Source organism: Bacteroidia bacterium (genome assembly GCA_027493955.1).
Taxonomy (GTDB): domain Bacteria; phylum Bacteroidota; class Ignavibacteria; order SZUA-365; family SZUA-365; genus JAOSJT01.
This window is the reverse complement of sequence record JAOSJT010000001.1, coordinates 2670771-2694842: the sequence shown is the minus strand read 5'-3', so window position 1 is coordinate 2694842 and position 24072 is coordinate 2670771. Positions and strand designations below refer to the sequence as shown.

The 24072-nt window shown below is 56.8% G+C and carries 20 protein-coding genes; 10 read left to right on the top strand and 10 right to left on the bottom strand.

The annotated features are described in order from the left end of the window. Window positions 1-68: 68 nt before the first annotated feature. The 8 genes from M5R41_10190 to M5R41_10155 form a co-directional block, all read right to left on the bottom strand. Complete coding sequence (locus M5R41_10190; protein ID MCZ7556757.1) at window positions 69-494, bottom strand: peptidylprolyl isomerase; 426 nt, start codon at window positions 492-494, stop codon at window positions 69-71. Window positions 495-689: 195 nt separating this feature from the next. Beyond that, window positions 690-1229: a M23 family metallopeptidase gene (locus M5R41_10185; protein ID MCZ7556756.1), complete on the bottom strand. Its 540-nt coding sequence runs from the start codon at window positions 1227-1229 to the stop codon at window positions 690-692. A gap of 183 nt (window positions 1230-1412) precedes the next feature. After that, entirely contained in the window at window positions 1413-3404 is a 1992-nt protein-coding gene (locus M5R41_10180; protein MCZ7556755.1) for a VWA domain-containing protein, read from the bottom strand. A 495-nt stretch (window positions 3405-3899) separates the two neighbouring features. Next, window positions 3900-4199, bottom strand: coding sequence for a T9SS type A sorting domain-containing protein (locus tag M5R41_10175; GenBank protein ID MCZ7556754.1), 300 nt, complete (start codon window positions 4197-4199; stop codon window positions 3900-3902). A gap of 51 nt (window positions 4200-4250) precedes the next feature. After that, on the bottom strand, window positions 4251-6365 hold the full coding sequence (locus M5R41_10170; GenBank protein MCZ7556753.1) for a hypothetical protein: 2115 nt from the start codon (window positions 6363-6365) through the stop codon (window positions 4251-4253). 246 nt (window positions 6366-6611) lie between these two features. Beyond that, window positions 6612-7331, bottom strand: a complete 720-nt coding sequence (locus M5R41_10165) for a fatty acid desaturase (GenBank protein MCZ7556752.1) — start codon at window positions 7329-7331, stop codon at window positions 6612-6614. 4 nt (window positions 7332-7335) lie between these two features. Further along, window positions 7336-7896, bottom strand: a complete 561-nt coding sequence (locus tag M5R41_10160; GenBank protein MCZ7556751.1) for a flavin reductase family protein — start codon at window positions 7894-7896, stop codon at window positions 7336-7338. Beyond that, on the bottom strand, window positions 7896-8228 hold the full coding sequence (locus M5R41_10155) for a hypothetical protein (GenBank protein ID MCZ7556750.1): 333 nt from the start codon (window positions 8226-8228) through the stop codon (window positions 7896-7898). Before M5R41_10155 ends, M5R41_10160 begins: the two co-directional genes overlap by 1 nt. A gap of 1205 nt (window positions 8229-9433) precedes the next feature. On the opposite strand from M5R41_10155, the gene M5R41_10150 reads away from it, so the two are divergent. Together M5R41_10150 and M5R41_10145 are read left to right on the top strand one after the other, a co-directional pair. After that, entirely contained in the window at window positions 9434-9709 is a 276-nt protein-coding gene (locus M5R41_10150; protein ID MCZ7556749.1) for a type II toxin-antitoxin system RelE/ParE family toxin, read from the top strand. A gap of 144 nt (window positions 9710-9853) precedes the next feature. Continuing rightward, window positions 9854-10033 carry a helix-turn-helix domain-containing protein gene (locus tag M5R41_10145; GenBank protein MCZ7556748.1) on the top strand — a complete coding sequence of 60 codons (180 nt, stop codon included), beginning with the start codon at window positions 9854-9856 and terminating at the stop codon, window positions 10031-10033. Window positions 10034-10169: 136 nt separating this feature from the next. Here M5R41_10145 and M5R41_10140 read toward each other — a convergent pair whose 3' ends face one another. Continuing rightward, the gene (locus tag M5R41_10140; protein MCZ7556747.1) at window positions 10170-12086 is read right to left on the bottom strand and encodes a hypothetical protein; all 1917 of its coding nucleotides are present in this window, start codon (window positions 12084-12086) and stop codon (window positions 10170-10172) included. A gap of 316 nt (window positions 12087-12402) precedes the next feature. Next, window positions 12403-12891 carry a TlpA family protein disulfide reductase gene (locus M5R41_10135; protein ID MCZ7556746.1) on the bottom strand — a complete coding sequence of 163 codons (489 nt, stop codon included), beginning with the start codon at window positions 12889-12891 and terminating at the stop codon, window positions 12403-12405. Between the two features lie 194 nt (window positions 12892-13085). On the opposite strand from M5R41_10135, the gene M5R41_10130 reads away from it, so the two are divergent. From M5R41_10130 to M5R41_10095, 8 genes are all read left to right on the top strand, one after another. Further along, window positions 13086-13625, top strand: coding sequence for a hypothetical protein (locus M5R41_10130; protein MCZ7556745.1), 540 nt, complete (start codon window positions 13086-13088; stop codon window positions 13623-13625). Window positions 13626-13881: 256 nt separating this feature from the next. Continuing rightward, window positions 13882-15639 (top strand): endonuclease/exonuclease/phosphatase family protein, encoded by a 1758-nt coding sequence (locus M5R41_10125; protein ID MCZ7556744.1) that lies wholly within the window; start codon window positions 13882-13884, stop codon window positions 15637-15639. Window positions 15640-15686: 47 nt separating this feature from the next. Continuing rightward, complete coding sequence (locus M5R41_10120; GenBank protein ID MCZ7556743.1) at window positions 15687-17069, top strand: exonuclease SbcCD subunit D; 1383 nt, start codon at window positions 15687-15689, stop codon at window positions 17067-17069. Then, complete coding sequence (locus tag M5R41_10115) at window positions 17066-19657, top strand: SMC family ATPase (protein ID MCZ7556742.1); 2592 nt, start codon at window positions 17066-17068, stop codon at window positions 19655-19657. The genes M5R41_10120 and M5R41_10115 overlap by 4 nt, the downstream gene beginning before the upstream one ends. Before the next feature lie 178 nt (window positions 19658-19835). Then, window positions 19836-20306 carry a GTP pyrophosphokinase gene (locus M5R41_10110; GenBank protein ID MCZ7556741.1) on the top strand — a complete coding sequence of 157 codons (471 nt, stop codon included), beginning with the start codon at window positions 19836-19838 and terminating at the stop codon, window positions 20304-20306. Window positions 20307-20584: 278 nt separating this feature from the next. Beyond that, window positions 20585-22267: an Eco57I restriction-modification methylase domain-containing protein gene (locus M5R41_10105; GenBank protein MCZ7556740.1), complete on the top strand. Its 1683-nt coding sequence runs from the start codon at window positions 20585-20587 to the stop codon at window positions 22265-22267. 3 nt (window positions 22268-22270) lie between these two features. Further along, window positions 22271-23011 (top strand): PaeR7I family type II restriction endonuclease, encoded by a 741-nt coding sequence (locus M5R41_10100; GenBank protein MCZ7556739.1) that lies wholly within the window; start codon window positions 22271-22273, stop codon window positions 23009-23011. Between the two features lie 145 nt (window positions 23012-23156). Beyond that, the gene (locus M5R41_10095) at window positions 23157-23909 is read left to right on the top strand and encodes a class I SAM-dependent methyltransferase (protein ID MCZ7556738.1); all 753 of its coding nucleotides are present in this window, start codon (window positions 23157-23159) and stop codon (window positions 23907-23909) included. The last annotated feature ends 163 nt before the right edge of the window (window positions 23910-24072 follow it).

The window sequence follows — 24072 nt, the reverse complement described above, 5'->3', positions numbered from 1 at the left end:
TGCCCTGAAACCGCAGCGCCCCGCATCGCTTGCGGCAATGCGGGGCGCAAATGCTTCAGTTCGACCGGTCAGTCCACCGATACCAGTTCTATCTCGAATGTGAGATCCATACCGGCGAGGGGATGATTTGCGTCGAGTGTCACGGATTCTTCACTCACACTCGTCACGCGAACAGGGATGCTCCCGCCGTCGGATTGATGCATCTCGAGATCCATCCCCACTTCGGGCTGAATCTCCGGGGGAATGTCGGTCGGCTTGACATTGATGGCCCATTCGTCCCGATACTCGCCATAGGCGTCCTTCGCGGGAATACTCACCGTCCGCACGTCGCCGATTTCCATGCCTTCCACCGCGCTGTTGAAGCCGGCGATGACCTGCCCCGCCCCGATGGTGAAGGACAGAGGATCGCGATCGCGCGAACTGTCGAACACCGTCCCGTCCGCCAGCGTCCCTGTATAATGCACGCTGACCATATCTCCATTCTTTGCTGCCACTGATTGCTCCTTGGTGTTGAAATACTCTATAAGGTAGCGATCCCGTGTGAGAAATGCGATGCGGGAGGATGGTGAAGAGTTAAGAGTGAAGGGTAAAGAGTAAAGGGTAAAGGGGTCTGTTACAGACCCCTTTTTCTTATGTTGAGGTTGCCATGAGGCAATCCTCAAATCGTCACTCGTACATCGTCAATCAGATTATCGTTGTTCAAGTAGCAGCAGGGGATTTTGTTTTTGCCGCTGATGCCACAATTCGAAATGCAGGCCGGGACCGTCGATGCTCTCGCCGCTCATGGCAATGACCTGTTGCGCGGCCACTGCATCTCCCTTCGTCAAGCTGATTTCGGAAAGATGCGCGTACACCGAGAACACCGCATTGTCATGCTCGAGTATCACAATGTTGCCATAGCCCGGGATGGATTCAATCAGGGATACTTTGCCAGGCGCGACGGACATGACGGGCGAACCCACGGGTACCGAGATGTCGATGCCCGGATTGTGGGTGACGGTGCCCAATACCGGATTGATTTGATCGCCGAATTGCTTCACCACGCTTCCGCTTGAAACGGGCCACGGGAGAGGTTTGTCGAACAACGCGGGTCTGGCAATGTCCGCAGTGGCGGCAGTGTTACCGTTGACATCCCTTTCGCGGGCGGAGCTACCGTTCATGCCCGTATCGGTGTTTGCAGCGCAGCCGCCGAGGCACAGAATTAAAAGTACTGCGTAGGTGAGCTTCATGGACATCCTCCGGTAATGGTAGGTGTAGATGGCGAATCCTGACGAGAATATCGGAAAATAATGGGACAAGGTCAAATGTGCCTGCTTTGACCTAACGTGGCAGTTGCCCGGCCACGCGCTTACACGCGTCGCGTTGGCGGGGCATACCCGGCATGCCCGGACTGACCTGGCGAAGTCTTGCGGCTACCGCACTACCATCACCGTCCTCGCGCTGATTGAAGCTGCGGTTGAGAGGCGAATGGTATAGCGTCCCGGAGGCAGATCCTGCACACCGAGGCTGGTTATGCGCTCCGATATTTCCGTTGACAGATGCACGCTCCTGACGAGCTGCCCGCGAGCGTCGAAGAGCTCGAGCAGGGCAGGCGCAGTCTCGGTGGAAGTGATGCTCGTTGCGACATGCAGCATATCGTATGCAGGGTTTGGATATGTCGAAACAATGGTGGCAACCGCTTTGCGCCGTACGAGGAATTCGCAGCGTCCGTCAACCCACACCCATTGCCCGGACGAACCGGTATTGTAGCAGCAGTCCGCGTAAAGCTTCATGCTGTCTACGCCGACAAAGGTTCTCATGGGCTTTTTCTCTCCATGAGCAAGGAAGCGAAGCCGCGGCAGCAGCGAGTCGGCATTGCTGCGTGTGTAGAGATCGATCCGCAACCTCCCATTCGCCTCGTCAATCTGTGCGTCCCAACCCTCGCCCGCCGCATCGTCTACACCGGAGAAACGGAGCGCCGTGGCAGCATAATGCAGCCATGTGCGCAGCAGCACGGGCACGCTTGAGCCTGGAAGTGGAATTGCGAGTGGAACCGTGACCTCTTCACCGTGGGTCGCGATGGCAATGCCATGCATGTTGGCAATGAAGCTTTGCTCGCATTGACAGACTTCCATGGTGTCGGATATGAGAATCACCGTCGTGGGACAACCGGCGGTAAGCGTGAGGCTGTCGAGCGTGAGTACCACAGGACGACTGCTGTCGCCCACCGCATGCCGCAGTTGTATACCGATGAGATTCCCCTGCGACATGCCGGGCACTGCGAATTCGGCCGAGAATTGCAGCACGCCGGGCCGGAGCTGACGCACGCGGGCGGCGGTGTTTTGCGTGATGGTGCCGACGGTGATGGCCGTCGGCGGTGTGGCGCTGAGCAGCGCGGGATCGTAGCGCAGCAGGAAGCGGAAGCTGAGTTCGAGCCCGGTGTGCAATCCCGGCTGCAGCGCGATGTACACCAGCGCGCGATCACCGGGCAAGATGCGGTCGGGAGCGACGACGCTCGCGTAGAGCGTATCCGCGCGGAAAGGTGAGACGTAGGCCGTGTCCGTCGCGGCACTCTGTCCGTCCAGTGTGGCGGAGAGGTTCAGGATGCGCAGGCTGTCCGCGCAGCCGGTGGCTTCGTAATTGATGGTGCAGTACGGCGAGGCGATTTCCGAAGCGATGCTGCGCAGAATGCCGGCGATAAGTGCCGGTGCGAAAATGCGCCAGTAGCGTCCGCCGGTGTCGCGTGCGATGGTGGAGAGGATGTCGTCGGAAAGCTCCGTGTTGCCGAAACCGATAATATACACGCGTATGCCCGCCGCTTGCGCCCTCGGAATGAGATCGCTCCATAGCACGCTCGATGCATTGTCCACGCCGTCGGTGAAGACGATGCAATACTTCCTCCCGACACGCGCGTCGAGGTCTCGCAACGCCATGTCGATAGTCTGGTACAGCGGCGTATTCCCACCGAGGGTCATCGCGCTTACGGTGGAATGAAGTATGGCTTTGTCCGTCGTGAAATCCAGCACACGTTGGCCACCGTTGCTGAAATTGTACATCGCAGTGGCGTCGTTGTCGCGGAGGCTGTCCACTACCGAATGCGTGCCCGCCTTGAGACTGTCGAAAGCCAGACCGCCAAGACTTCCCGAGTTGTCCAGCACCAGCGCCACGTTGTTCATTATCGAGCTGTCGGGACAATCGACGTCGATCTGCATCGGCTGTCCGTTGTCGAGCAGCGAAAACACCGCACGACCCGGTTGCGTCAGCGCCACACCTCCGCGCGTCACCGCAACCTTCAGCCGCATCTGCGGCAGTGCCCCCGCATCAATAGAATGAATGCGCAGCTCCAGCGGCTGCGAGAGTGCCGTGGAGGCGAGGAGGGCAAGGAGAAGGAGGGTGTTGCGGATAATGGACAATGGATAATGCATAATTGATAATGGACAATGGATAATTTAGGATTACAACATCGTCATCCTGAGTCAGGTAACCTTCGCACTGCTCCGGTTTATGTCGAGTGTGACATTGAGTTTGAAGCGGTCTAATCAAACCCCGTCACCCTGAGCGTAGTGTCCGCGGTAAGATCACAAGGAAGAGGCACAGGGTTTATACGGACACGGAGTCGAAGGGCCAACGTCCATGCTTTTGCACTCTTCACAAGTACCGTCCGGATGATGTCATGAGCAGCGAAGTGCCCGCAGCAATATGTTTGGAAGATGCACTGACGTTCACGGGCACTCCGCCACTGCGGAGAAGGATCCGCATTCGTCTTTTTCAGTGTTCATAGGTCCAGAGCATTACATGTCATAAGCAAGTCTCTCTTATTAAAAAATCTCTCCTCACTCTCTCCGCTCTCATCGCTCTCTTTACATGGATTCTGCACAAGCTATTCGTGATAACGCGACTCACGATTAACGATTACCGATTCACCGATTCACCACCACCGGTCTCACCGTTACCGCATCGCCCGCTTGAACGCGCAGGATGTAGACCCCGGGCGCGATGCCGGGAACAAGCCACCGTACTTCGGCGGAGGCCGCATCGGAAGCTGTGAATGCTATGTTCTGAATCGTTTGCCCGAGCATGTTTGCGAGGGTAACACGAAGCACACGATGCGTGGTAGTACCGAATTCGATGGGAATGTGCGAAACCTCGCCTCGCACTACGGGATGTGGATAGGGCGAACCGACACTCAGCGCTGAGGGAACGGCGAGCAGCTCGCGCACACTATTCACTCCGCTGCTGGAATTGCGCAGAATCGTATCGTAACCCTTCAGCTAAACGGTGCTCTTCCCGGCCTTCACCAGCGACTCCGCCGATGTGCCCAGATACCGATAATCTTCGACGAATGAGGTTTTCCAGGCGTCGATGCTGCGCCTGAGTTCTGTACCCGCTGTTGATCGTCCAAAGAGTCCCGTGCTTGCGCTATTGGAAATGGAGCTGCCGTCATCGAAATAGATGATGGGGTGATACGAGTCAAATCTCGTCCCCCGGGCACCGGGCCACGCGCCCCACGTCTGTCCGTTATCGTCGGAATGAAGGACGTAATCCAGGTTGCCGCCGTCTCGATATTTCTCCGCGTGAATGTACACCTTGCCGCTTTCGGTGACGTGCAGCTCGTGGAAGTAACTGTACTTATAAGAAAACGAATCGGGTTCGACCAGCGCTGCATGCCATTGCGTCCAATCGCCACTGCTATACAATACGCTGTCGATGTCGGCCTCCGTTCTGCCTCGAGGCTTCTTGATCATCAGCCAGGAGGCCTTTCCGGGAGACAGATGAATGCGATAATTGTCGTCACCCGTGACCGGCAGCGGCAGCGTGTTCCATTGCTCGCCCTGGTCGGAGCTGTAGTACAGTTTTTTCTCAATAATCATGCCCACATAATTCGTATCCGTAATCGTCACGACATCGATGCCTTTGTCCAGACGCAAATCGGGAAGATCACTCCGCCTCAGCGCCTCCGTCCATGTTCTGCCTGCATCCGTGGAACGCGTAACGATTGGCACACTCTCAACGACGGTGGATTGCACGCGGTACCAGAGCGTATTCGTTATCGGATGGATCAGGCACGTCAAGAAGCCGGGGGCGTCTTCGTCCATGACGTATTCCATCGTGCGCCAGCCGTCCGAGGTTCTGTAATAGCCGTTTGTTCCGCTGTCGTAGTCCTTGACGTAGATGACGCCGTGATCAGCGGAAGCCATGCGCATTGTTTCAATGAATAGCGGATTCCTGCGACTGATTTCCCAGCTCACACCTCCATCGTGACTGATCGATATATTATCGTTGTCCTGTGTGGCTACGATAGTATCGCGACCCTGGACCGATATATAACTGAAATATTCATCCGGCAGCAGATTGATGAACGTTGAAAAGCCGTCGTCGGTCCTATACAGCTTTTGCTCGGCCAGCACGTATCCGCGTCCACCGGAAGTTGCGATAAACTGCCTGACCTGCTGAAATGGAGGGTAGCAGAGATGCGTCCAGGTGTCGCCCCCGTCGGTGGTTCTTTTGATATCGCCATCCTTTGTGTATGTCACGAACTCATCCGCCGAGAGCCAATCGTAATTCGCACGAAACAGTTCTGATGTGGACGGGACGAGCCCCGCTTTGGCATTCCAGGTAGCGCCTGCATCCGTAGTGATTTGCAGCACGTTGTAAAAATTTGCCGCGAGGTGCGTGCTGTCGAAACAGGTCAGCGGCGATTTCCGCGGGACGTAGGTCGAATCGGGAAGAGGGATGGGGTCCCAGCTTTTTCCACCGTCCAGCGAACGATGGATGCTCGTACCGGGCCGGACCCCCGCCTGACTGAGGAAGAGCGCATCGTTGCGCGCCGTGATATCGTAGAACTGCACGTAATTGAGCCAACTGGAATCTGTCCCCGGTAGCACGGGGATGGAGACGATGTCGAGTGAATTCTTCAATGGATCGTATTTCAGCAGTGCTGCGAGATGTCCCGGCGCAAGCGACGTATCCGCCCAGAAGGTCGGTTCGCCAAGGAGAAAAATCCCGTGCGAGGTTTTTGCCGAATTGTAGAAACACCAGTTGCGCCCCGCAGGCCGCAAATCCTCCCACGTTTTTCCAGCATCCACCGAACGCATAATCAACCCATCGCACGAAGGGATGAACACCGTGTCGCCGTTCCAGTGTATCGTGGCGCGTGCTATGGCGACGTCGTGGGCGGGATACATTCGTTCGTATGCCTGTGCATGCGCAAACGACGGAAGCATTGCGAGAAGCAACGCAACGAGCAAACACGGCAGGAGCGGCGTCAAGCGATCAACGGAGACGGCCCGGTGCCGCTGAACATCAGCGAAAACACACTGTTGAGAATCGGCGACACAGGGCGTCTGCTTTCGTTTGTTAAACGCGGGTATGAGAATGCGAGGCATGGCGGGCGTCTGCTCAGTATACAGAGGCGATTCGGCAATGAGTCACTTCAGATATCTCCGATGAAAGAATGCTGCGTGATACACATTATGCAGAGCAAAGTAGCCGGAAAAACCGCAAATGTCAATGTGGGGAGTGGGCTTGAGATTGCGCCGGGCTGCAACGCACCACAAAGGAAATCGGAGCATGCCACGGTATGCCGCAACAACGGGTCTTTATCTCCCCGTCTACGCCCTCGGCTCTCTGCTCTACGCTCTCTGCTCCACGCTTCCCGGCAGCCGCCACCAGGGGACGCCGGGCATGGCGTGATGCTCCAAATGATAGCCGAAATGATAACAGGTGAGGAAGGAAAGCAGGACCCCATAGCCGCTGGACACTGCACGGTGCGGCTCGGTGTAGCCGGCGGCCGGCTCGCGGTGGGGAAGGTAGGTGCCGAAGAAAAAGAGCTGGAAGGTGCTCAGCAGGGAGGGAAGCACCCAGAACAACAGGATCGTGATGTCCGATATCTCGGCGGCGTATTTCAGCAGGTTGAAAATAATCGCCATGCCCAGGAGCTGTTTCCAGGTGACATACGTGAAGAAGAAATGCAGATACCAGCGAAACAGCCCCGCATGCCGCCCGTCGTGGAAATCCGGATCGCCGCCGCTCGCGGGATGCCTGTGATGCTCGCGATGCTTGCTCAGCAGCAGATCGAAGGAAAACAACGCGTACAGCAGCGTACACGTGCGTCCGATCGCGTTGTTGAGCTTCGGCAGCGTCGGTGCCACCGTGCCGTGCATGGCGTCGTGCGCGGTGATGAACAACCCGGTGTAGAGAAAGGTGATAAGCAGCACGAGCAATGGTATGACAGCCGTATGCATGTATTCAACACCGGTTGCAAGACTGCCGGTGAGCGCGGTTGCCCAGGCGGACATCACTGTCGCTGCGACGAGCAGGCCTTTCCAGCGATATGTCGTTTTCTGACGCATGTGTCTATCGAAATTGGCGAAGTAACGCTCTGTCCCGCTCGCCGTCCCTGCGGTGCTTTTCCTCGAGCTGCGCGCGCACCTCTGTCGTCTGTAGCGAGAACGCGGCCTGCTTGCGCAAGGGACGCCGGTTTGCATACACCTGCTGCTCGACGATGTCCGCAAGGTACAGCATGCGGTCCCCGGCATCCATCGATTGCACAATACGGCAATCTGCCCAGCCGCAGCCGCCGGTAAGAACCGCGAGTCCGGAAGCGGTCCGGCCAATATCCACACCGTCGAATTTATCGCCGTCGCGACCGCTCCGCAATCCGAAGCGCGGGACGAGATCGTACTGCTCTTCGCAGAGCATGGAGATGGCGAAGCGCTGCGTCGGAGCAATGAGCGTATGCGTGAAGTTCTGCGGCGACAGCACCGCGACGATTCGGGGGTGATCCGGCACCAGCGTAGCCGGCATGATCCACGTGGCGATCTGCCCGTTGTCGCGTCCTTCGTGCCGCGCAGTCACCACATAGAGCTCGTGATCGGTCAGCGAGAACATGGAACCGGGGTATGCGTCGCTGCTCATCAATCTACATCCGTAAGATCCACGGGGCGCGAGAGGCAGCTCGTAAGAACGTCGCCAAGTACTGCGGGCAGCGGTTTTTCATCCGTGTGCGTGTACCACTGCTCCTCCACGGCATCCCAGTACAAGGTCTCCACGCCCTGCGGAAAACGCGCGTCGATATGCATCGCCTCGTCGTTACGGAGAAATTCACAGCTTAAACCATTCTCCAACATGAGTTTCAACCCCTTCTCCAGCGGATACGCCTCTACGCCGTCCAGAGCGAGTCGCTCGATGACGTGTTCGATATATTCAAACGCCTCGCGGGCGGTTACTTCAAAATCCTGTCTGTCCATATCACTTTCCGTTTGTTTCTGCATGTAAGGGATAACAGCAATATACGGGACTGCGTTCATAAACATGATAGTCGAATCGCATAAAGAAGTTAAGAGTATAGAGTAAAGAGTGAAGAGCAAAGCGAATCGATCCCAGCTCAGCCTGAGGCTGACCTCACTCCCTCTAACCCCCAGCTTCAGCTGGTGGGTCACGCGCATAGCACATCCGCCATCAGCCCGAAGGGCGGCACTTCTTCCAACCCCCAGCTTCAGCTGGTGGGCCACGAGCATAGCACATCCTCTTAGCCCGAAGGGCGGCACTTCTTCTAACCCCCAGCTTCAGCTGGTGGGCCACGCGCATAGCACATCCGCCATCAGCCCGAAGGGCGGCACTTCTTCTAACCCCCAGCTTCAGCTGGTGGGGCACGAGCATAGCACATTCGCCATCAGCCCGAAGGGCGGCACGTCTTCTAACCCCCAGCTTCAGCTGGTGGGCCACGAGCATAGCACATCCGCCATCAGCCCGAAGGGCGGCACGTTTTCTAACCCCCAGCTTCAGCTGGTGGGTCACGAGCATAGCACATTCGCCATCAGCCCGAAGGGCGGCACGTCTTCTAACCCCCAACGTCAGTTGGGGGCCGCTCGCAACCCACTCGCCCTCTTAGTCCGAAGGGCGGCACGTCTTCTAACCCCCAGCTTCAGCTGGTGGGTCACGCGCATAGCACATCCGCCATCAGCCCGAAGGGCGGCACGTCTTCTAACCCCCAGCTTAAGCTGGTGGGTCACGAGCATAGCACATTCGCCATCAGCCCGAAGGGCGGCACGTCTTCTAACCCCCAGCTTCAGCTGGTGGGCCACGAGCACAGCACATCCGCCATCAGCCCGAAGGGCGGCACGTCTTCTAACCCCCAGCTTCAGCTGGTGGGCCACGCGCATAGCACATCCGCCATCAGCCCGAAGGGCGGCACTTCTTCTAACCCCCAGCTTCAGCTGGTGGGCCACGCGCATAGCACATCCGCCATCAGCCCGAAGGGCGGCACTTCTTCTAACCCCCAGCTTCAGCTGGTGGGCCACGCGCATAGCACATCCGCCATCAGCCCGAAGGGCGGCACGTCTTCTAACCCCCAACGGCAGTCGGGGGGCACGCGCAACCCACCCGCCCTCTTAGCCCGCAGGGCGACACTTCGTCGCCTGACTGGTGTTCGCAAAAATGCTAACATGCCGACATGCCATATCGCATCGAATACTATCATGCACGTGTCAAGAAGGTGATCGAAAGCTGGCCGGTCGGTATCTTGGCGGACTATTTGCGAATGATCGAATTGCTCGCGGAATTTGGTCGCGAACTACGAATGCAGCATACCCGCGCCTTGGGCGACGGCCTATTCGAGCTGCGACCACGCGGAGCCGAGGGAGATGGACGCGCATTCTACTGCTACATCTCCGGACAGCGCATCGTGCTTGTGCATGCAGTTATGAAGAAAAGTGAGAAAACAATGTAACGCGACCTTGAGCTCGCCCGATCAAGAATAAAGGAAGTGAACAATGCCTGATCTTATCTACAGTCCGACACCGCATGAGCACGAGGATATGCTCTCGAAAGCGATGGCGCGCAAGGCTTTCCGGAAGCGTATGAGCACCTGACAGTGGAATACGCCATCGTCAAGGAGATACTGCGTGCCAGGCTTCGCGCAGGGATGACGCAGCAAGACGTGGCCGACGCAATCGGCACGACGAAAAGCGCGGTTTCACGAATCGAGTCCGTGCGTGAGCAGACGCCCTCCGTCGCAACACTCATGAAATACGCGGATGCCGTGGACTGTTAACTGGAAATTCGATTTATTCCTCGCGACAGGAAGCACGCTTCACGCGTTGTTGCGGAGCCCCGCAAGCGCAAACCGCGCCAGACCAACCACGATTAGTGATTGAGCTTTGCTCTGAATTCCGCGATCCGCAGCCCTGTTATTTCTCCCCGAAGAAATCGCGCAGCGTGTAGAAGAGGATATCATCCGACAAACGTCGATTCGAAGCGCGGACAATGCCGTCGCTATCAACGAGCATTCTGAAATCAGCGAAATATGCGTACTGCCCGTTCAGAGTATGCAGCGCGTCCAGGCCTTCTCCCATGATGTACATGGGATGCTCCAGGTGCCTGGTGAAACGGTCAATGGAAGGATTGTCAGGAATCTCGTAGCACAACAAGCTTCGCAGGCCCTGCTTTTTATATACTCGTGAGGCTTCGAGGGCGGCTTCGACTCCGTAAGAAGTACCAATCATGCTGGCTTTGAAAATCACGAGGAGATAAGGCGTTCCCCGCAGTTCTTCGCTGCTGAGCATCGTGCGAACGGAGTCCAATGTGATCAAGCTGAACGGCGGCATGCTCCTGCCAGCGAGTTCATCGGGAAGCAGATTTTCGTAGTGTCGTTGTGCCTGCTCATTGCCTTCCATGAGCCGCTTCATGCGCCATGCCTTCATCCCTTTATATCCCAGTGCGGCCTGGATAACGGATTCGGATTCACAACTACCATCACTACACACGGACATCGCGCTGTCAAGCAGTGTCAAGATCTTTAGGGAGTCGGCCTCGCTGCCTGAGCGGCGGAGGAGCAGGAAGTATTCCCGATACGCACCAAGTCGCACGCTGTTGGAACGCTGCCGCCAGATCAATCCTTGCAGATAGGCCCTGCGTGCGGGATCAGGTAGCTTTGCGGCCAGAGTGTATCCTTGCGAAAGGCTCCAGACCGGGGATTCCGGCGGTACAAGTTCGAAAACGCGGCTCAGCAACGCGGAGTAGTCAAATGCGGAATCGCGTTCGACCATCAACAGTGCCTCGGCCAGCGCAGCGGCGGCAAATAGCTTGTCTTCGGCCGTGCCGGATATCAGAGCCTTCTCGAATGCTGACCGCTGCGCCTCGAAAGCACTACGGTACTCGGCGCGAACGCTCTTGCTCAATTCCATTTCGGCAGTGGTGTCGGAGTAATGATGGACTCCAGCCATGTCGACATACCATTTCGTCCATGCATGTGAGGTACCATCCCGCGGCTGACGCCAGGGTTTCCCGTCCTTTCCGGAGGCGATAGTATCGGTGAGCGCATTGTAATCGTCGAAATGTTTCTGCTGCATTTGTTTGTTAAACTCAATCTTAGCTAGCAGCTTTGCCGCACCCTTTGCCACGGAATGTTGCAATGGCGTGCCCTGCACCAGCTCTTGCGATGCTTCGGGCTTGTTGTGATCAGGCAACAAAGCGAGGTCGAGGATGATTTCCATTTCGCTCGCATTTTCCGCACAATCCACGCAGCTCTGATAATCACCGTCGCCGTCATACGCATACAACGTGCTTTGCGTCCCGTTGATGTATCGTCGAGGCATAATGCCGGAAATGTGATAACAGACAGTGCTTCTGTCGGAGGGACAGGGAAGCTTTGCGGTGAATCGTCCGTTGCCGAGCGGCGTCATGGCGTTGTAGCGGCGGCCGGGCCATCCGGGATCGTCGTACACGATGAATACTGTGTCGATCTCGTGCTGCTCGAAATACGGATTTACGCCCAACCTGGTGGTAAACGTGTTGTCGGACTCGTGTCCGATGTACGCATACACGGGCTCTGTCATGCGATGATTCACGCCCGTGAAGCGCAGGCGATACAAACCCGGGGGCACGCGCGTTATCCACTTGCCATCTCTGGCCGCTTCGATGGTGTAGTTGTGCTCTTCGTTGTGCTCCCAGGGCAGACGGGTCAAATGCGCATGTGCTTTGAGCGGCGGCGCGCCATCAGATGCGAGTATGCTTCCGCCGACGGTGATTTTCTTCTGCGCGGACAGGGGTGCCGCCGCGAAGCTACCGAAGATGAGTACGATGGTTACACAACGGAGTAGATGCATGATGAACCCTCCTCAGACGAGATCACTTCGGTGCGGCGAAATCAGAACAACTGTATATAAAGTATGCACTCGTGCTGATTCAGGCAATGAAATCGGATAAGAAGTGTCTGATATTGCCGTGCCGGTAAGTGGCGGCCCGTGCGGGAGCATCCAGTGCGTCGGAAGGTGCCGGCACGCATGTGTTGGAGGTGCGACAGGGATGCTGTCTGTATTCCCGGAGTACTCGCCTGTTACTCACATCAGCAGAACGGAGTGCCAGGCGCATCAGTAGTGGGGTGTCTTGCTCCGTTATTAACAACATTATGAATATGCGGAGTCACCGCACATGCTCACGCAGCAGGTCGCGCAGACGTTCGCCGTGAATGTCATTTCCCTCCGCGATAATGCCTCCGTCGCGGTTCACGAGTATGTAATGCGGAATGTTCTCGAGTGCGAAGGCAAGTGCGATGATGTCGTTGAAGCCGCCGTTGAGTCGCCCATGGAGCCAGGGCATGGTAAAACGCTTCTGCCGGAAGCTGCGCACGCGCTCGTCACTGGCATCGAAGGACAGACTGACAATGGTGAATCCTCGTGGCGAGAATTCCTTGTGAATGTGCTCCAGTTCGGGCAGGGCCTCCACGCAGGGCGGACACCAGGTAGCCCAGAAATCCACGAGATACACTTTCCCCTCAAGGGATTCGCTGGAAATGAAGCGCGTGGTGTCGTCCAGCGAGCGGAAGACAAACGGCGGGGCTTTGGGCTGCGCCCGGAGCGGGACAACAGCAATGCAGATCAGAGCAAGGAGCAGTAGACAGAAGAGTTTCATCCTGGAAATATCGCACTTTCCGAGGAGTAACACAGCATGCGTTTTTGGTTGAGGTAGCCAGGTTGCGGTAGCCTGGCCTGCCGCCGGGATGCGACAACCCTTTACCGTCTCATGACAATTCCGCGACAAGTCCCGTCGTTCGTTTCCACACTTTACCGGTGGAAATCGGACACAACCCTCAATCGGAGGATATCATGAAAACGCTCATCATCTCTCTTGCGCTCACAATCTTCTTCCTGTTCTGCACGGAAGCGACAACAGCGCAGCCTGTGCCGGTGGAAGGGCCGGTCACCTTCGCCGAACGCAATCTCGGTGGACCACGTCTCGGGCTCACCTTTATCCCCGGCGGCGGTAAGCTGCGGGACGAGCTGGACAAGCGGGAAATCGGCGGTATCATTTCGCAATTTGGCTGGCATTTCGAATGGCAGGTCATTCCGGACGGCGGCGGACCGCAGTTCGTCGTGGAGTTCATCCCCCTCGTCGGCGGTGTGGAGTACGGAAAAGTTCTGCTCAGCACAACGCTGGGTCTCGGCATCCGCATGCCCTCGGGCATCGAATTCGGTCTCGGTCCAAACCTGCTTCTGGCCGGTGACGGTGCGCACACGGCGCTGATGGCCTCTGTCGGGAAAAGTTTCGATTACAGCGGCGTCAGCATACCCATCAACCTGGTATGGGTGACGAACCCTGACGGAAACAGAATTGGCATAATCGTCGGCTACGCCATTGCAAAGTGACAGCACCGAAGGACTTCCGCTTCTGTCTCCGCAGATTCATGGGGTCCGGGAAACTGGGCCCCTGGTATTTGTGAGGAGTGAGGAAGCGTCAGCCGTCATGTCGTTTCATACTGCTGTCATTTCTCGCGCGGACATTTTTTCCTACCTTACAGGCATTGATTCTTGTGGTCTGGCTCAGACGCACCCGGGCGAAGACCGGGGCACTGCGCACCTCGGGAATGGTAAACTCGTCATGTTTTGATCAGGAATAGAGTCCATGCGCAACGTCGTTTCTTCCGCAGTCGTATTCTTTTTCATTCTTTCCGCTCTGTCTTTCGCGCAGCGCACCCCTCCGCCCAATGCCATCGACGGGTATTTCGAGGACTGGGACGCCCGACCCGTGCTGTCGAATGATGCTCCCGGAGACCGTGGCGTATCCGGCATTGATTTTCGAACACTGCGGGCGGACAGCGACGCCGAATGGGTGTACATCAGCTTTAGTACAGAGGATGCATTTCTGCTTCAGCAGGACAATCCGCTCAAACTCTATCTGGACACCGATGTATCCGATGCGACGGGCACACGTTTCGCTGGCATCGGAGCCGAACTGGTGTGGAATTTCGCAAAGCGCGAAGGCGAGGTACGACTCGGTCCCTCCACCACGACAGTGCAGCATGCGGACATCGGCTATATCCCCGCGCCGTCCATGACTTCCTCGCGCTTCGAGATTTGCTTTCGGCGCGATGCCACCATCGCGGGCAGGAAGCTGTTTCCGGGGGACCGTATCCGCGTCGTGTTGTTTGCGGAAGAGCCCGGCGGCGACCGCATGCCCGATCAGGATGGCGGTGTTACCGTGGAACTGAAAAACATCCCAGCTCCCCGCGTCACCGAGCGAACACTCGAAGCTCCGGCACCGGGGAGCATACGTCTCCTGTCCTGGAATGTGGAACAGAACGGCTTACTCGATCAACAGCGTCGGCCAATATTCGAACGTGTGCTGTCTGCTCTCAAACCCGATGTGATGTGTTTTCAGGAATGCTTCGAACTGAGCGCGGGACAGGTCCAATCCATGGTAGAGGCGACGATGCGGGCGCCTGAGGGCAGGCATTGGCGCGCACTCAAAACCGATGCCGGCAACGTGATGGTGACGCATCTCGACATCGAGAGCGACTGGCTCATTCAGCCGAATTACCGGGAGTCGGCCTACCTCTTGCGTACGATGGACGGCAGGCCGCTGCTCGTGATCAACGCTCATCTGCGTTGCTGCAATGCCAATGAAAAGCGCCAGCAGGAAGCGGATGGCGTCATCGCTTTTCTCCGCGATGCCCGTACGCCGGGTGATCGAATCGATCTCGAATATGGTACACCCATCATCATGGCGGGGGATTTCAATCTTGTGGGTGATTCCCGTCAATTGCGTACGCTGCTGACCGGCGATATCGTCGACAATGCAACCTACGGTCCCGACTCCGCGCCGGACTGGGACGGCGGCGAATGGACGGAACTTCCAGCGGCTCATCCCGTGTCGCTGTTCACCTGGACCTGGTATGACAAGGGCAGTAATTTTGCGCCCGGCAAGCTCGATTACGTGTTGTATACGAAGAGCGCCCTGGACATCACACAGCATCTCGTGCTCAACACGGAAGAGATGAGCGACGCGCAGCTCAGCCGCCTTGGACTGCAGCGTGGTGACGCCTTCGCCGCATCCGATCACATGGCCCGAATAATCGATATTGTCGTGAAAAAACCATCAGGCAGCGGCTCGCTGCATCCTTCCGGGAGGCCCGAACTCGGTGCTGTGTATCCCCAGCCCGCCCGCGGCCTGCTGCATGTGGGCATCAATGGCTTTGCCGGTACGGCCCGGCTCACGCTCAGCGACATGCTTGGAAGAACCACACTGTTCTCCGCGCTCGCACATTATGCCGACGGCAGCGGCGAGCATATACTGCGTTTACCGATGTTACCGGCGGGCGCCTATACGCTCACAGCTACCGGAACGGAAGGCGCCGCACGTCGCCGTGTGCTCCTGCACTGATCGCACAAATTCTCCTACGACTACAGCGATACGGGGATCATCCTTCCATGCCGTTCAGATTTCTCCACTGCGCCGACGTCCATCTTGGCAAATACGGGCATCAGAGCCCGGAACGCTATGGTGATTACTTTTCCGCTCTGGCTGCCGTTGTGCGTCACGCCTGTGAGGAGCGCGTGGATGCCGTGCTCGTCGCAGGGGACCTCTTTGATGAGCAGGAGCCGTCGAATGAAACGCTCCGCCGCGCCATGGAAACGTTGCGACCACTTCGCACAGCAGGCATACCGGCCGCGGCCATCGAGGGCAATCACGACCGGCGCAAGCGGGGCGAGCCCTCGGGACCGCTCGATCTGCTGCACAGCGAGGGCTATCTGCGCCTGCTGCGTCCGGATTATGATGACGCGGGAATCGTACTGGGCGAAGCGGAAGGCGGGGCGCTGTGGAAACCCGCCGCGGGAATCACCGTCGCCGGCATCGGCTTCGTCGCCCATCGTATCGAAGAACATCTCGCACGAGCCGCCGCGCAATTGCCGGATGACGATATCGTGATACTGCTCGCGCATTTCATGGTGGCAAAGACCAGCGATGCGTTGGAATATGGCTGCATCGCGCAGGAGGATCTTTCGCCGCTGGAACAGATCGTGACCTGTCTCGCACTCGGCCACCGCCATACTCGCGTGGGTCTGGACGGTGAAACGGATGGCTGGATCTTCAATCCTGGTTCGCTCGAATACGTCAATCCGCTGGACTACCGCCTGCCCGCCGAGCTGCGGGGCTTCTACGACATCACTGTCTCCGATGAATTGCGGGAACCTGAGCCCGGCTGTCTGCACGCCGTGCGCCGGAACCGGCACCTGTATGTGCGGCATGTGCCCACCGACAAGCGTCCGGCGCATACATTGCGGGTGGATGTAAGCGGAGCCTCGAGCCCCTCCGATATCGTGGAGCGACTGCGCGAAGCGGCTGCGTCCTCGCTCGATGAGCAGGCGCGAGCCAGGCGTCCCATAGTAGTCGTACGCCTTGTCGGGGCGCTGGGCCTGTCGCGCGTTCTGCTTCCGCGCGATGCAATGTCGGAACTGCTGAAGGAGGACTTCGGCGCTTTGCATGTCGAAATACTGATGCAGGATGTATTGAGCGCCGGCGATCACGGTACGTTGATTCTCGACGACGCAGGGCTGGAACGTGTAATGGACCGCGCGCGCGTTATTGCGGCGGGTTTGCTGCGCGACCGCGGCATCGCACACGGCAGGGAAGAGGAACTCGCTGCGGAGCTGCTGAACGTCAAGGCGCAGTTGCAGGGACTGGCCCAGAATCCCGGTCCCGCTGTCCTGGACGACGTACGGAGACGTCTCCTACCCTTCGTCGAATATCCGGAGCTGTCCGGGCGGGAAGCTGAGGCGCTGCCGGGAAACGCTCACGGAGGTGAAGCATGATCATCACCGCCATCCGACTGTTCAACATCAAATCCTTTATCAGCGAGGAACTCCGTTTCGTGCGTGGCGTCAACGTCATCGCCGGACGGAACGGCGCGGGAAAATCCACAGTCATCGAAGCGGTGGGACTAGCGCTCTTCGACGCCTGGCCGAGAAAATTCCGTGACGCAAACGCGCGTACCGGCTTCATACGCAAGGGTGAAAAGGAAGCGAGCATCGAGGTCGAGGTGCAGCGGGGCGCCGAGCGCTTCACGGTGCGCTGCGAACTCGTTTCGCGGAAACGGAAGGGCAGCGAAAGCATCGACTACGAGCGCAGCATCTTCGATGCGCATGGGAGCGAGTTGGCCAACAGCGGGGGACGGAAAAAGGATTTTCAGGACGATATCCGTCTGCACATACTTGGCGAGGCGCGCATTGACGACGACAGGTTGTTTCGCGACATCATCGGCACCGAGCAGGGAGGTTTCGACGAACCCTTCACGCGCACCGAGAGCGAGCGGCGCGACCTGTTCGAGAAGATTCTGGGTATCGAGGATTTCCAGACCTTCGAGAAGCAGTTCTACGCCTTCGTGAAATGGCAGGCAAGCCAGCTGAAGGAGCTGAACATCCGGTATGATGAGCGTTCCGGCGTACGCGCGGAGCTTGAAGAGGCCATGAGGATTCTGTCGGACCGCGAAGAGGAACTCCGAACAGCTGAACAAACCCTCGCGGCCGCCTCGAAAAACTCAGCGGCAGCAAAAGCCGTTGTGGAGGCACTGTCAACGGTGCGCGACGAATTGCAGACGCTCCGCTCCGAGAAACAGCGCCTTCAGGAGAAATTGAACGGGGCGCTCGATGCGGAAGGGAAGGCCCGCCTGCTGCTCGATGAGGTGAAGCTGGCGGCGGCGGCCATGCGTGAAGCTCTGCCGGGATTCGGACAATATGTTGAGGCCGGGAAGACGCTCGACGCGCTCAGAGCTTCCGTGAAAGAACGCGACACCGCGAAACAGCAACTGGCGGCGGAAACTTTGCGTTACGAGTCAACGATCGCGAGAATACAGGCCGGCCGAGATGCAGCGCTTCAGGAATCGGCAAACACCCGCACTGCGATCGAGGACGCGAAACAGGATATTCTCGAACGTGAGACACGCATAGCCACGCTGCGCGACGAGTTCGCGCGTCTCGATGAGGATCGGAAAGCCATCGAAATCCGCGCGCAGCTTGCGGGTGAGCTCCGCTCCTATGTGCAGGACGTGAACACCACGCGCAAGACGCTGCTTGCTCAGGGATCGAAGATCCTCGATCTGCGCAACACCTTCGATGTGCTCAACCAACGCCTCGCCGACATACAACTGGACGCGCCCTTCCTTCCCGCTTTGCGCGAGGAGTCTGAGCTACTCTTCGAGCGTTTCACCACGGCGGAAGCGACAACGGAGGAGAGTACGGTGCTGGACGCCATGTTGTCCGAAGCGCTGGGTATCGAAAAGCGCCTGCAGAAACTTGCGAAGGACGCCGTGAAGGACGTCAGTACTGTGAAAGAGCAGGGTGTGAGCGAACGGAAGCAGCTCGAAGAAAAGCAGCGTGCCTTGCAAGCAGCTCTCGATAAGGATACTCAGCTCACGGATCGGCTGGCAGATCTGACAAACGACATCGCAAGGCTGCAAGCCGCCTGGCTGACCTCATCGTCAGCTCTCAATGGTATCCTCGGACAGTACGAGAAGCTGGATGAGCACATTACGACTGCGGAAGCCGAACTGGAGCGATCGCGTCCGGCCTACGAAGCATATCTCGCGGCACAGCCCACCGCAGCGCAGCTTTCGCAACGTGAAGCTGATGTGAAGGTTGTCGCTCTTGATATCGCGGATTCGCGCAATGCGCTGGGTGCGCTGTCCCTCCGCGAGGAACAGCTCTCGCAGGCTTTTTCCGAATCCGACTACACCGAAGCAAAAACCCGCTTCGACGAGGCATCCGTCGCGGAGAAAGAGGCACATGCCGGGCATGGACGTATTGCCGCTCTTGTGAAAGAGCAGGGCGAGAAAGTTGCCTCCCTGCAGAAAGCCCACAAGGAATTTCTCAAGCTTGAAGCCATGCTCGCTCAAGCCGGGGCGGAATCGGCGTTCTCCGGCGAAGTGCATCAGCACGTGGTACGCGAGCTGGCGAAGCACGTGGGCGCAAGCATCGTCAGCGCACTGTCGGCCTTTGCTGCCGAATTGTATCAGCGCATCGCGCCCGAGCAGGGGCTGCAACTGCACTGGGATGAGCAGACCTACGCGGTGGAGCTCCGCGACGGTGAACGTCGGATTCGCGGACGCGAACTTTCCGGCGGACAGCTCATGGGGGTCAGTCTCGCGGTCAAACTTGCGCTGATCAAATGGTACTCGCAATGCCGCATCGGTTTTCTCGACGAACCCACCACACACCTCGACAAGGAAACCCGCCGGCATCTCGCAGACGTCATTGAGCATCTCGAGGATCTCACCGGCGACAACGATCCGTGGTTCGACCAGCTATTCATCATCAGCCATGAAGAATCCTTCTCCGGCGCGGGCCATCGCATCGAACTCGAGCGCAGTCCCGATCACGGGAGTAAGCTGATGAAGGAGGAGTGAATCGGATGGGAAGCGTGAAAAGGTGAAAAGGTAAGATCGTGAAAGGGTGAGATGGATAAAAGGTAAAAAGGTAAGACGCTCTTCGATTAGCACTCCTACCTTTTCACCTTTTTTCCTTTTCACCTTTTCACGAATCCTTCCTTTTTACGATCCCTCCAGAAAATAGAGAATACCGCCCATGAACCTCATCGATACCGCTCTCTCAATCGCCCTTTCCGTGCATACGGGACAGGTGGACAAATACGGCGCACCGTATATTCTGCACCCGCTGCGTGTCGCCATGCGTGCGCAGAGCGTGGATGACATGGTCATTGCCATCCTGCATGATGTGGTGGAAGACGGCGACGGAAAGGTAACGCTCGATACACTGAGGGATAGCGGTTTTCCCGAACACATCGTCGCCGCGGTGGATTGCCTGAGCAAGCGCGTTATCGACGGTGCGGAGGAGGAGTGGGAAGCATACATCGCCCGCGTCATGACCAACTCCGCCGCCATGCGCGTCAAACTGCTCGATCTCGAAGACAATCTCGATGTGCGCAGAATTCCGGCCTCCGCCACGAAGGACGACGGGCGCTTCAGGCGTTATGAGTGGGCCAGGGAATGTATTAGCAAGAAACAGGTTGGAGCGGAGCCGACGGATAATAGCTGATTCCTTTCATCGGATCATCGCCTTTATCACTGGCCTACAAACGGCGGTGTGAAGCAGAACAATCCGGCGCAATGTATCCATACGAATGTGGAGAACTCGCGCGATTCTTGAGCAACGCATTGCGAAAACAGAACAAACGCCATATATTAGACATATGTCTAATGTGAAGAGGTGAAACGATGGGAGAAAATGCAAATGCCGATTGCGTGCATTGTTCCGAGGATGCTTTCAATGTAGCTTTCAGTGTACGAGAAATGCCATTTCAATTGAGCCTGCCAATGTTTGATACTGCACCAGCCCACGCAAAATATGCTGCCGCGGATGCGGAGCAGCGAGGGGCTGTTTTTACAAAACACGAGGTCGTTGAGTTCATACTGGATTTGGCCGGCTATTCCGAAGATGCTCCGCTCTCAACATACAGAATATTGGAGCCATCGTTTGGCGAAGGGGATTTCCTTACCGAAATCGTGGAGCGGTTGCTGAAAAGTGTTCCCGCGAGCGCATTGAAAAAGGATAACATAGTCGGGATAATGGCTCCGTGCATCCGCGCGGTCGAGGTGCATGAGGCAAGTCTCCGAAAAACCAGAAGTTTATTGAGCGCCCTTATGGTCGGGCGTGGAGTCAGTATCAAAAATGCGGAGTTATTGCTTGATGAATGGATTGTACTGGGTGATTTTCTGCTCGTTGACATTCCTGGTGGGTTTACTCACGTCGTTGGCAACCCTCCATATCTTCGTCAGGAAGCTATCCCGACCGAGCTCCTCAACCTCTATCGAAAGCGGTACAGCACCATGTATGATCGTGCGGATCTCTACGTGCCATTTATCGAGCGCGGGTTGCGGGAGTTGATTCCTGGGGGGAAGCTGTGTTTCATTTGCTCGGACCGATGGATGAAGAATAAGTACGGTCAGGTACTCCGGTCGATGGTAGCAAGGGATTACCACCTGGACTGCTATGTGGATATGGTCGATACACCCGCTTTCCATTCAGATGTGGTAGCGTACCCGGCAATCACTTTGATTTCCAAAGAGAAAAAACAAAAGCGCACCCGTATTACCCACCAACCTGAGCTCACATCGTCCAATCTCAAAAAGCTTGCTCGGGAGTTACGATCCGGATTAAATTCGATCCTTCCCGGAATAGTCGATGTTGAAGGTGTTGTGAACGGCTCCCAGCCTTGGTTATTGCATTCCTTCGACCAACTTTCAATTGTCCGGCGCCTGGAGAAACAATTTCCTTCCCTGGAGGAAACAGGCTGCAAGGTTGGAATAGGTGTGGCAACAGGAGCCGACAGAATATATATCGACACAATGAACACACTTCCCGTCGAGGAGGACAGAGTCTTACCCTTGGTAACCACGAAAGACATCGAGAGTGGTGTGATACGGTGGCGTGGTCTCGGGGTCATTAATCCGTTTTGTGATGACGGTGGACTTGTTGACTTAAAGGAATATCCGCGACTCAAAGCATACTTTGCAAAGCATCGTGAGGCATTGAAGCAACGTAATTGTGCAAAGAATCAACCACTCCGATGGTATCGCACGATTGACAGAATTCACCCAGTGCTTCGATCAACACCCAAGTTGCTCATTCCCGATATAAAGGGCGAGGCCAACATCGTATACGACTCTGGTGAATATTACCCGCACCACAACATTTATTACATTACGTCGCGAGACTGGGATTTACGAGCCCTTCAAACAGTCTTGCGTTCAGGGATCGCAAAACTGTTCGTCTCGACGTACAGCACGCAGATGCGCGGCGGATATCTTCGCTTCCAGGCTCAGTATTTGCGCAGAATCAGGCTACCGATTTGGCGCGACGTGTCCGTATCCTTGCAGAAAAAGCTCAGTCATGCTGCGGAAGTGGACGATTTTGAAGACGGACAACAAGCTGTCTTTGACCTTTATAGCCTCAGTGCTGCCGAACGGGCAGCAATTGGCGGAAACGGTAAGGAGTAAATCATGGGACTTCACGTATTGGATTACCAGAAAGAAGCACGCTCCGCGATTAAGAAATTTTGGCGGCAACGAGACGGCGCTCGCCAGAAGCAAGCCAACCGTGGGATATCCGATCAGGGGGAACGGGCTGGAGTCACGGCAGGGAAGAACATGGATGGCTTCGTCACGTTGATCAAAAAGGTTGTCCTGAATAACGGACTCACAGACGCCCATATTCAGATTGGCCGACACGCTTTGACGTTGCCTGGGTACTTTCGGCCGACGAAAATATGGGATGTTATCGTCATACATGACGAACAATTAATCGCGGCGATAGAACTGAAGAGCCAGGTAGGGCCGTCCTTCGGAAACAATTTCAATAATCGTTGCGAGGAAGCGATCGGCACTGCCGCCGATTTCTGGACCGCTTTTCGTGAAGGTGCATTTGGAGAAGCACCCCGGCCGTTTATCGGCTGGCTTATGCTTCTTGAGGATTGCGAAAGGTCCCGGAAATCTGTGAAAGATCGAAGCCCGCATTTCCCGATCTCTCCGGATTTTCAGAATGCGTCCTACGCGAAGCGATATGATATTCTGTGTAGAAAATTGATTCGTGAGAATCTCTATACGAGCGCAAGCCTTTTGCTGTCCTCCAGGAATGCGAGTTCGACAGGTAAATTCACCGAATATTCTACCATGTCCGGATTAGAAACATTCATCACCACCTTTGCAGGGCACATCGCCGCTACCGCCGCTCGTAGTAAGTGACGACAGTGGGAAGGGGAGGCGGTGCGCCAGAACAAGCTCCCGCACGAAGTGAAACAGGGAAATTTGCTCTTTACCCCAAAAGTTTGTATATCGGACTCAGGTATCGCACATATTCGCAGCACATCCAACCACTCCGGGGGACAACATGAGCAACGTCAACAACTACGACCGCATCGCCGATCTGTACGACCTGTACGTCACGGCGGATTACGACATTTCGTTCTGGAAGAAGGAGGGTCAGGGAGCCTCCGAAGTTCTCGAAGTCACGGCGGGCACCGGTCGCGTATCGCTGCCTCTCGTCAGGCAAGGATCGAAGGTGACCGCGCTCGATGCGTCCTGGAAACAATTGCAGCGCATGCAACAGAAAGCCGCTTCCGAAGGTTTGCATATCGACATCGTGAAAGCGGATATGCGTGACTTCGATCTCGGGAAGACCTTTCCGCTCGTCATTATTCCTTTTCAGTCGCTGCAGGAGCTCACCGATCCCTGCGACGCCACCGCCGCGCTCAGGCGTGTGCGAGCGCACATTTCAGAAGAAGGCCGGGCCATTGTCACGCTGCACCATCCCTCGGCGCAGACCTGCGGCGACGGACGCACACTGCGTCTGGTGGACGAGTACCGGCTGCCCAACGAAAATCGTATGCTTTTCTGGCTGGCCCGCAACTACAACGCCGAAACGCATATCGGTACGAGCTATCAGATTTACGAAGAGTATGACGTAGATGGCCTGCTCCATCGCAAGCGAATCTTTACGCCCACCTATCGCGTCTTCGAGCGTGATGACATAGAGCAGCGCATCGCCTCGGCGGGGCTGCGCATCACCAATGTCTGGGGCGGTTACGACTGGTCGCCGCTCACCGACGAAAGCCGTTTCATGATTTATGAGCTGAAGGTGTAGCGCAGACAATTGCGCGGAGATGAGCGACGGGATTCGTTAAAGGCTACGTGAAAGACGATAAGCGGTATCGTGCTTTGCACGGTGGTGGCCGATACCTCTCGCGGTGCACCGCCCTGCATCCCGAGCCCGCGAGTATGGAATTGCCCCGTCCCTTCACTGTCCA

What these genes read in the sequence shown, in the direction of transcription:
- M5R41_10135 (MCZ7556746.1), bottom strand. Translation starts at nt 12,891, where the DNA reads ATGAAACTCTTCTGTCTACTGCTCCTTGCTCTGATCTGCATTGCTGTT.
- M5R41_10110 (MCZ7556741.1), top strand. Translation starts at nt 19,836, where the DNA reads ATGAACCTCATCGATACCGCTCTCTCAATCGCCCTTTCCGTGCATACG.
- M5R41_10155 (MCZ7556750.1), bottom strand. Translation starts at nt 8,228, where the DNA reads ATGGACAGACAGGATTTTGAAGTAACCGCCCGCGAGGCGTTTGAATAT.
- M5R41_10105 (MCZ7556740.1), top strand. Translation starts at nt 20,585, where the DNA reads ATGTTTGATACTGCACCAGCCCACGCAAAATATGCTGCCGCGGATGCG.
- M5R41_10170 (MCZ7556753.1), bottom strand. Translation starts at nt 6,365, where the DNA reads ATGCCTCGCATTCTCATACCCGCGTTTAACAAACGAAAGCAGACGCCC.
- M5R41_10160 (MCZ7556751.1), bottom strand. Translation starts at nt 7,896, where the DNA reads ATGAGCAGCGACGCATACCCCGGTTCCATGTTCTCGCTGACCGATCAC.
- M5R41_10185 (MCZ7556756.1), bottom strand. Translation starts at nt 1,229, where the DNA reads ATGAAGCTCACCTACGCAGTACTTTTAATTCTGTGCCTCGGCGGCTGC.
- M5R41_10125 (MCZ7556744.1), top strand. Translation starts at nt 13,882, where the DNA reads ATGCGCAACGTCGTTTCTTCCGCAGTCGTATTCTTTTTCATTCTTTCC.
- M5R41_10140 (MCZ7556747.1), bottom strand. Translation starts at nt 12,086, where the DNA reads ATGCATCTACTCCGTTGTGTAACCATCGTACTCATCTTCGGTAGCTTC.
- M5R41_10130 (MCZ7556745.1), top strand. Translation starts at nt 13,086, where the DNA reads ATGAAAACGCTCATCATCTCTCTTGCGCTCACAATCTTCTTCCTGTTC.
- M5R41_10150 (MCZ7556749.1), top strand. Translation starts at nt 9,434, where the DNA reads ATGCCATATCGCATCGAATACTATCATGCACGTGTCAAGAAGGTGATC.
- M5R41_10180 (MCZ7556755.1), bottom strand. Translation starts at nt 3,404, where the DNA reads ATGCATTATCCATTGTCCATTATCCGCAACACCCTCCTTCTCCTTGCC.
- M5R41_10095 (MCZ7556738.1), top strand. Translation starts at nt 23,157, where the DNA reads ATGAGCAACGTCAACAACTACGACCGCATCGCCGATCTGTACGACCTG.
- M5R41_10115 (MCZ7556742.1), top strand. Translation starts at nt 17,066, where the DNA reads ATGATCATCACCGCCATCCGACTGTTCAACATCAAATCCTTTATCAGC.
- M5R41_10120 (MCZ7556743.1), top strand. Translation starts at nt 15,687, where the DNA reads ATGCCGTTCAGATTTCTCCACTGCGCCGACGTCCATCTTGGCAAATAC.
- M5R41_10165 (MCZ7556752.1), bottom strand. Translation starts at nt 7,331, where the DNA reads ATGCGTCAGAAAACGACATATCGCTGGAAAGGCCTGCTCGTCGCAGCG.
- M5R41_10100 (MCZ7556739.1), top strand. Translation starts at nt 22,271, where the DNA reads ATGGGACTTCACGTATTGGATTACCAGAAAGAAGCACGCTCCGCGATT.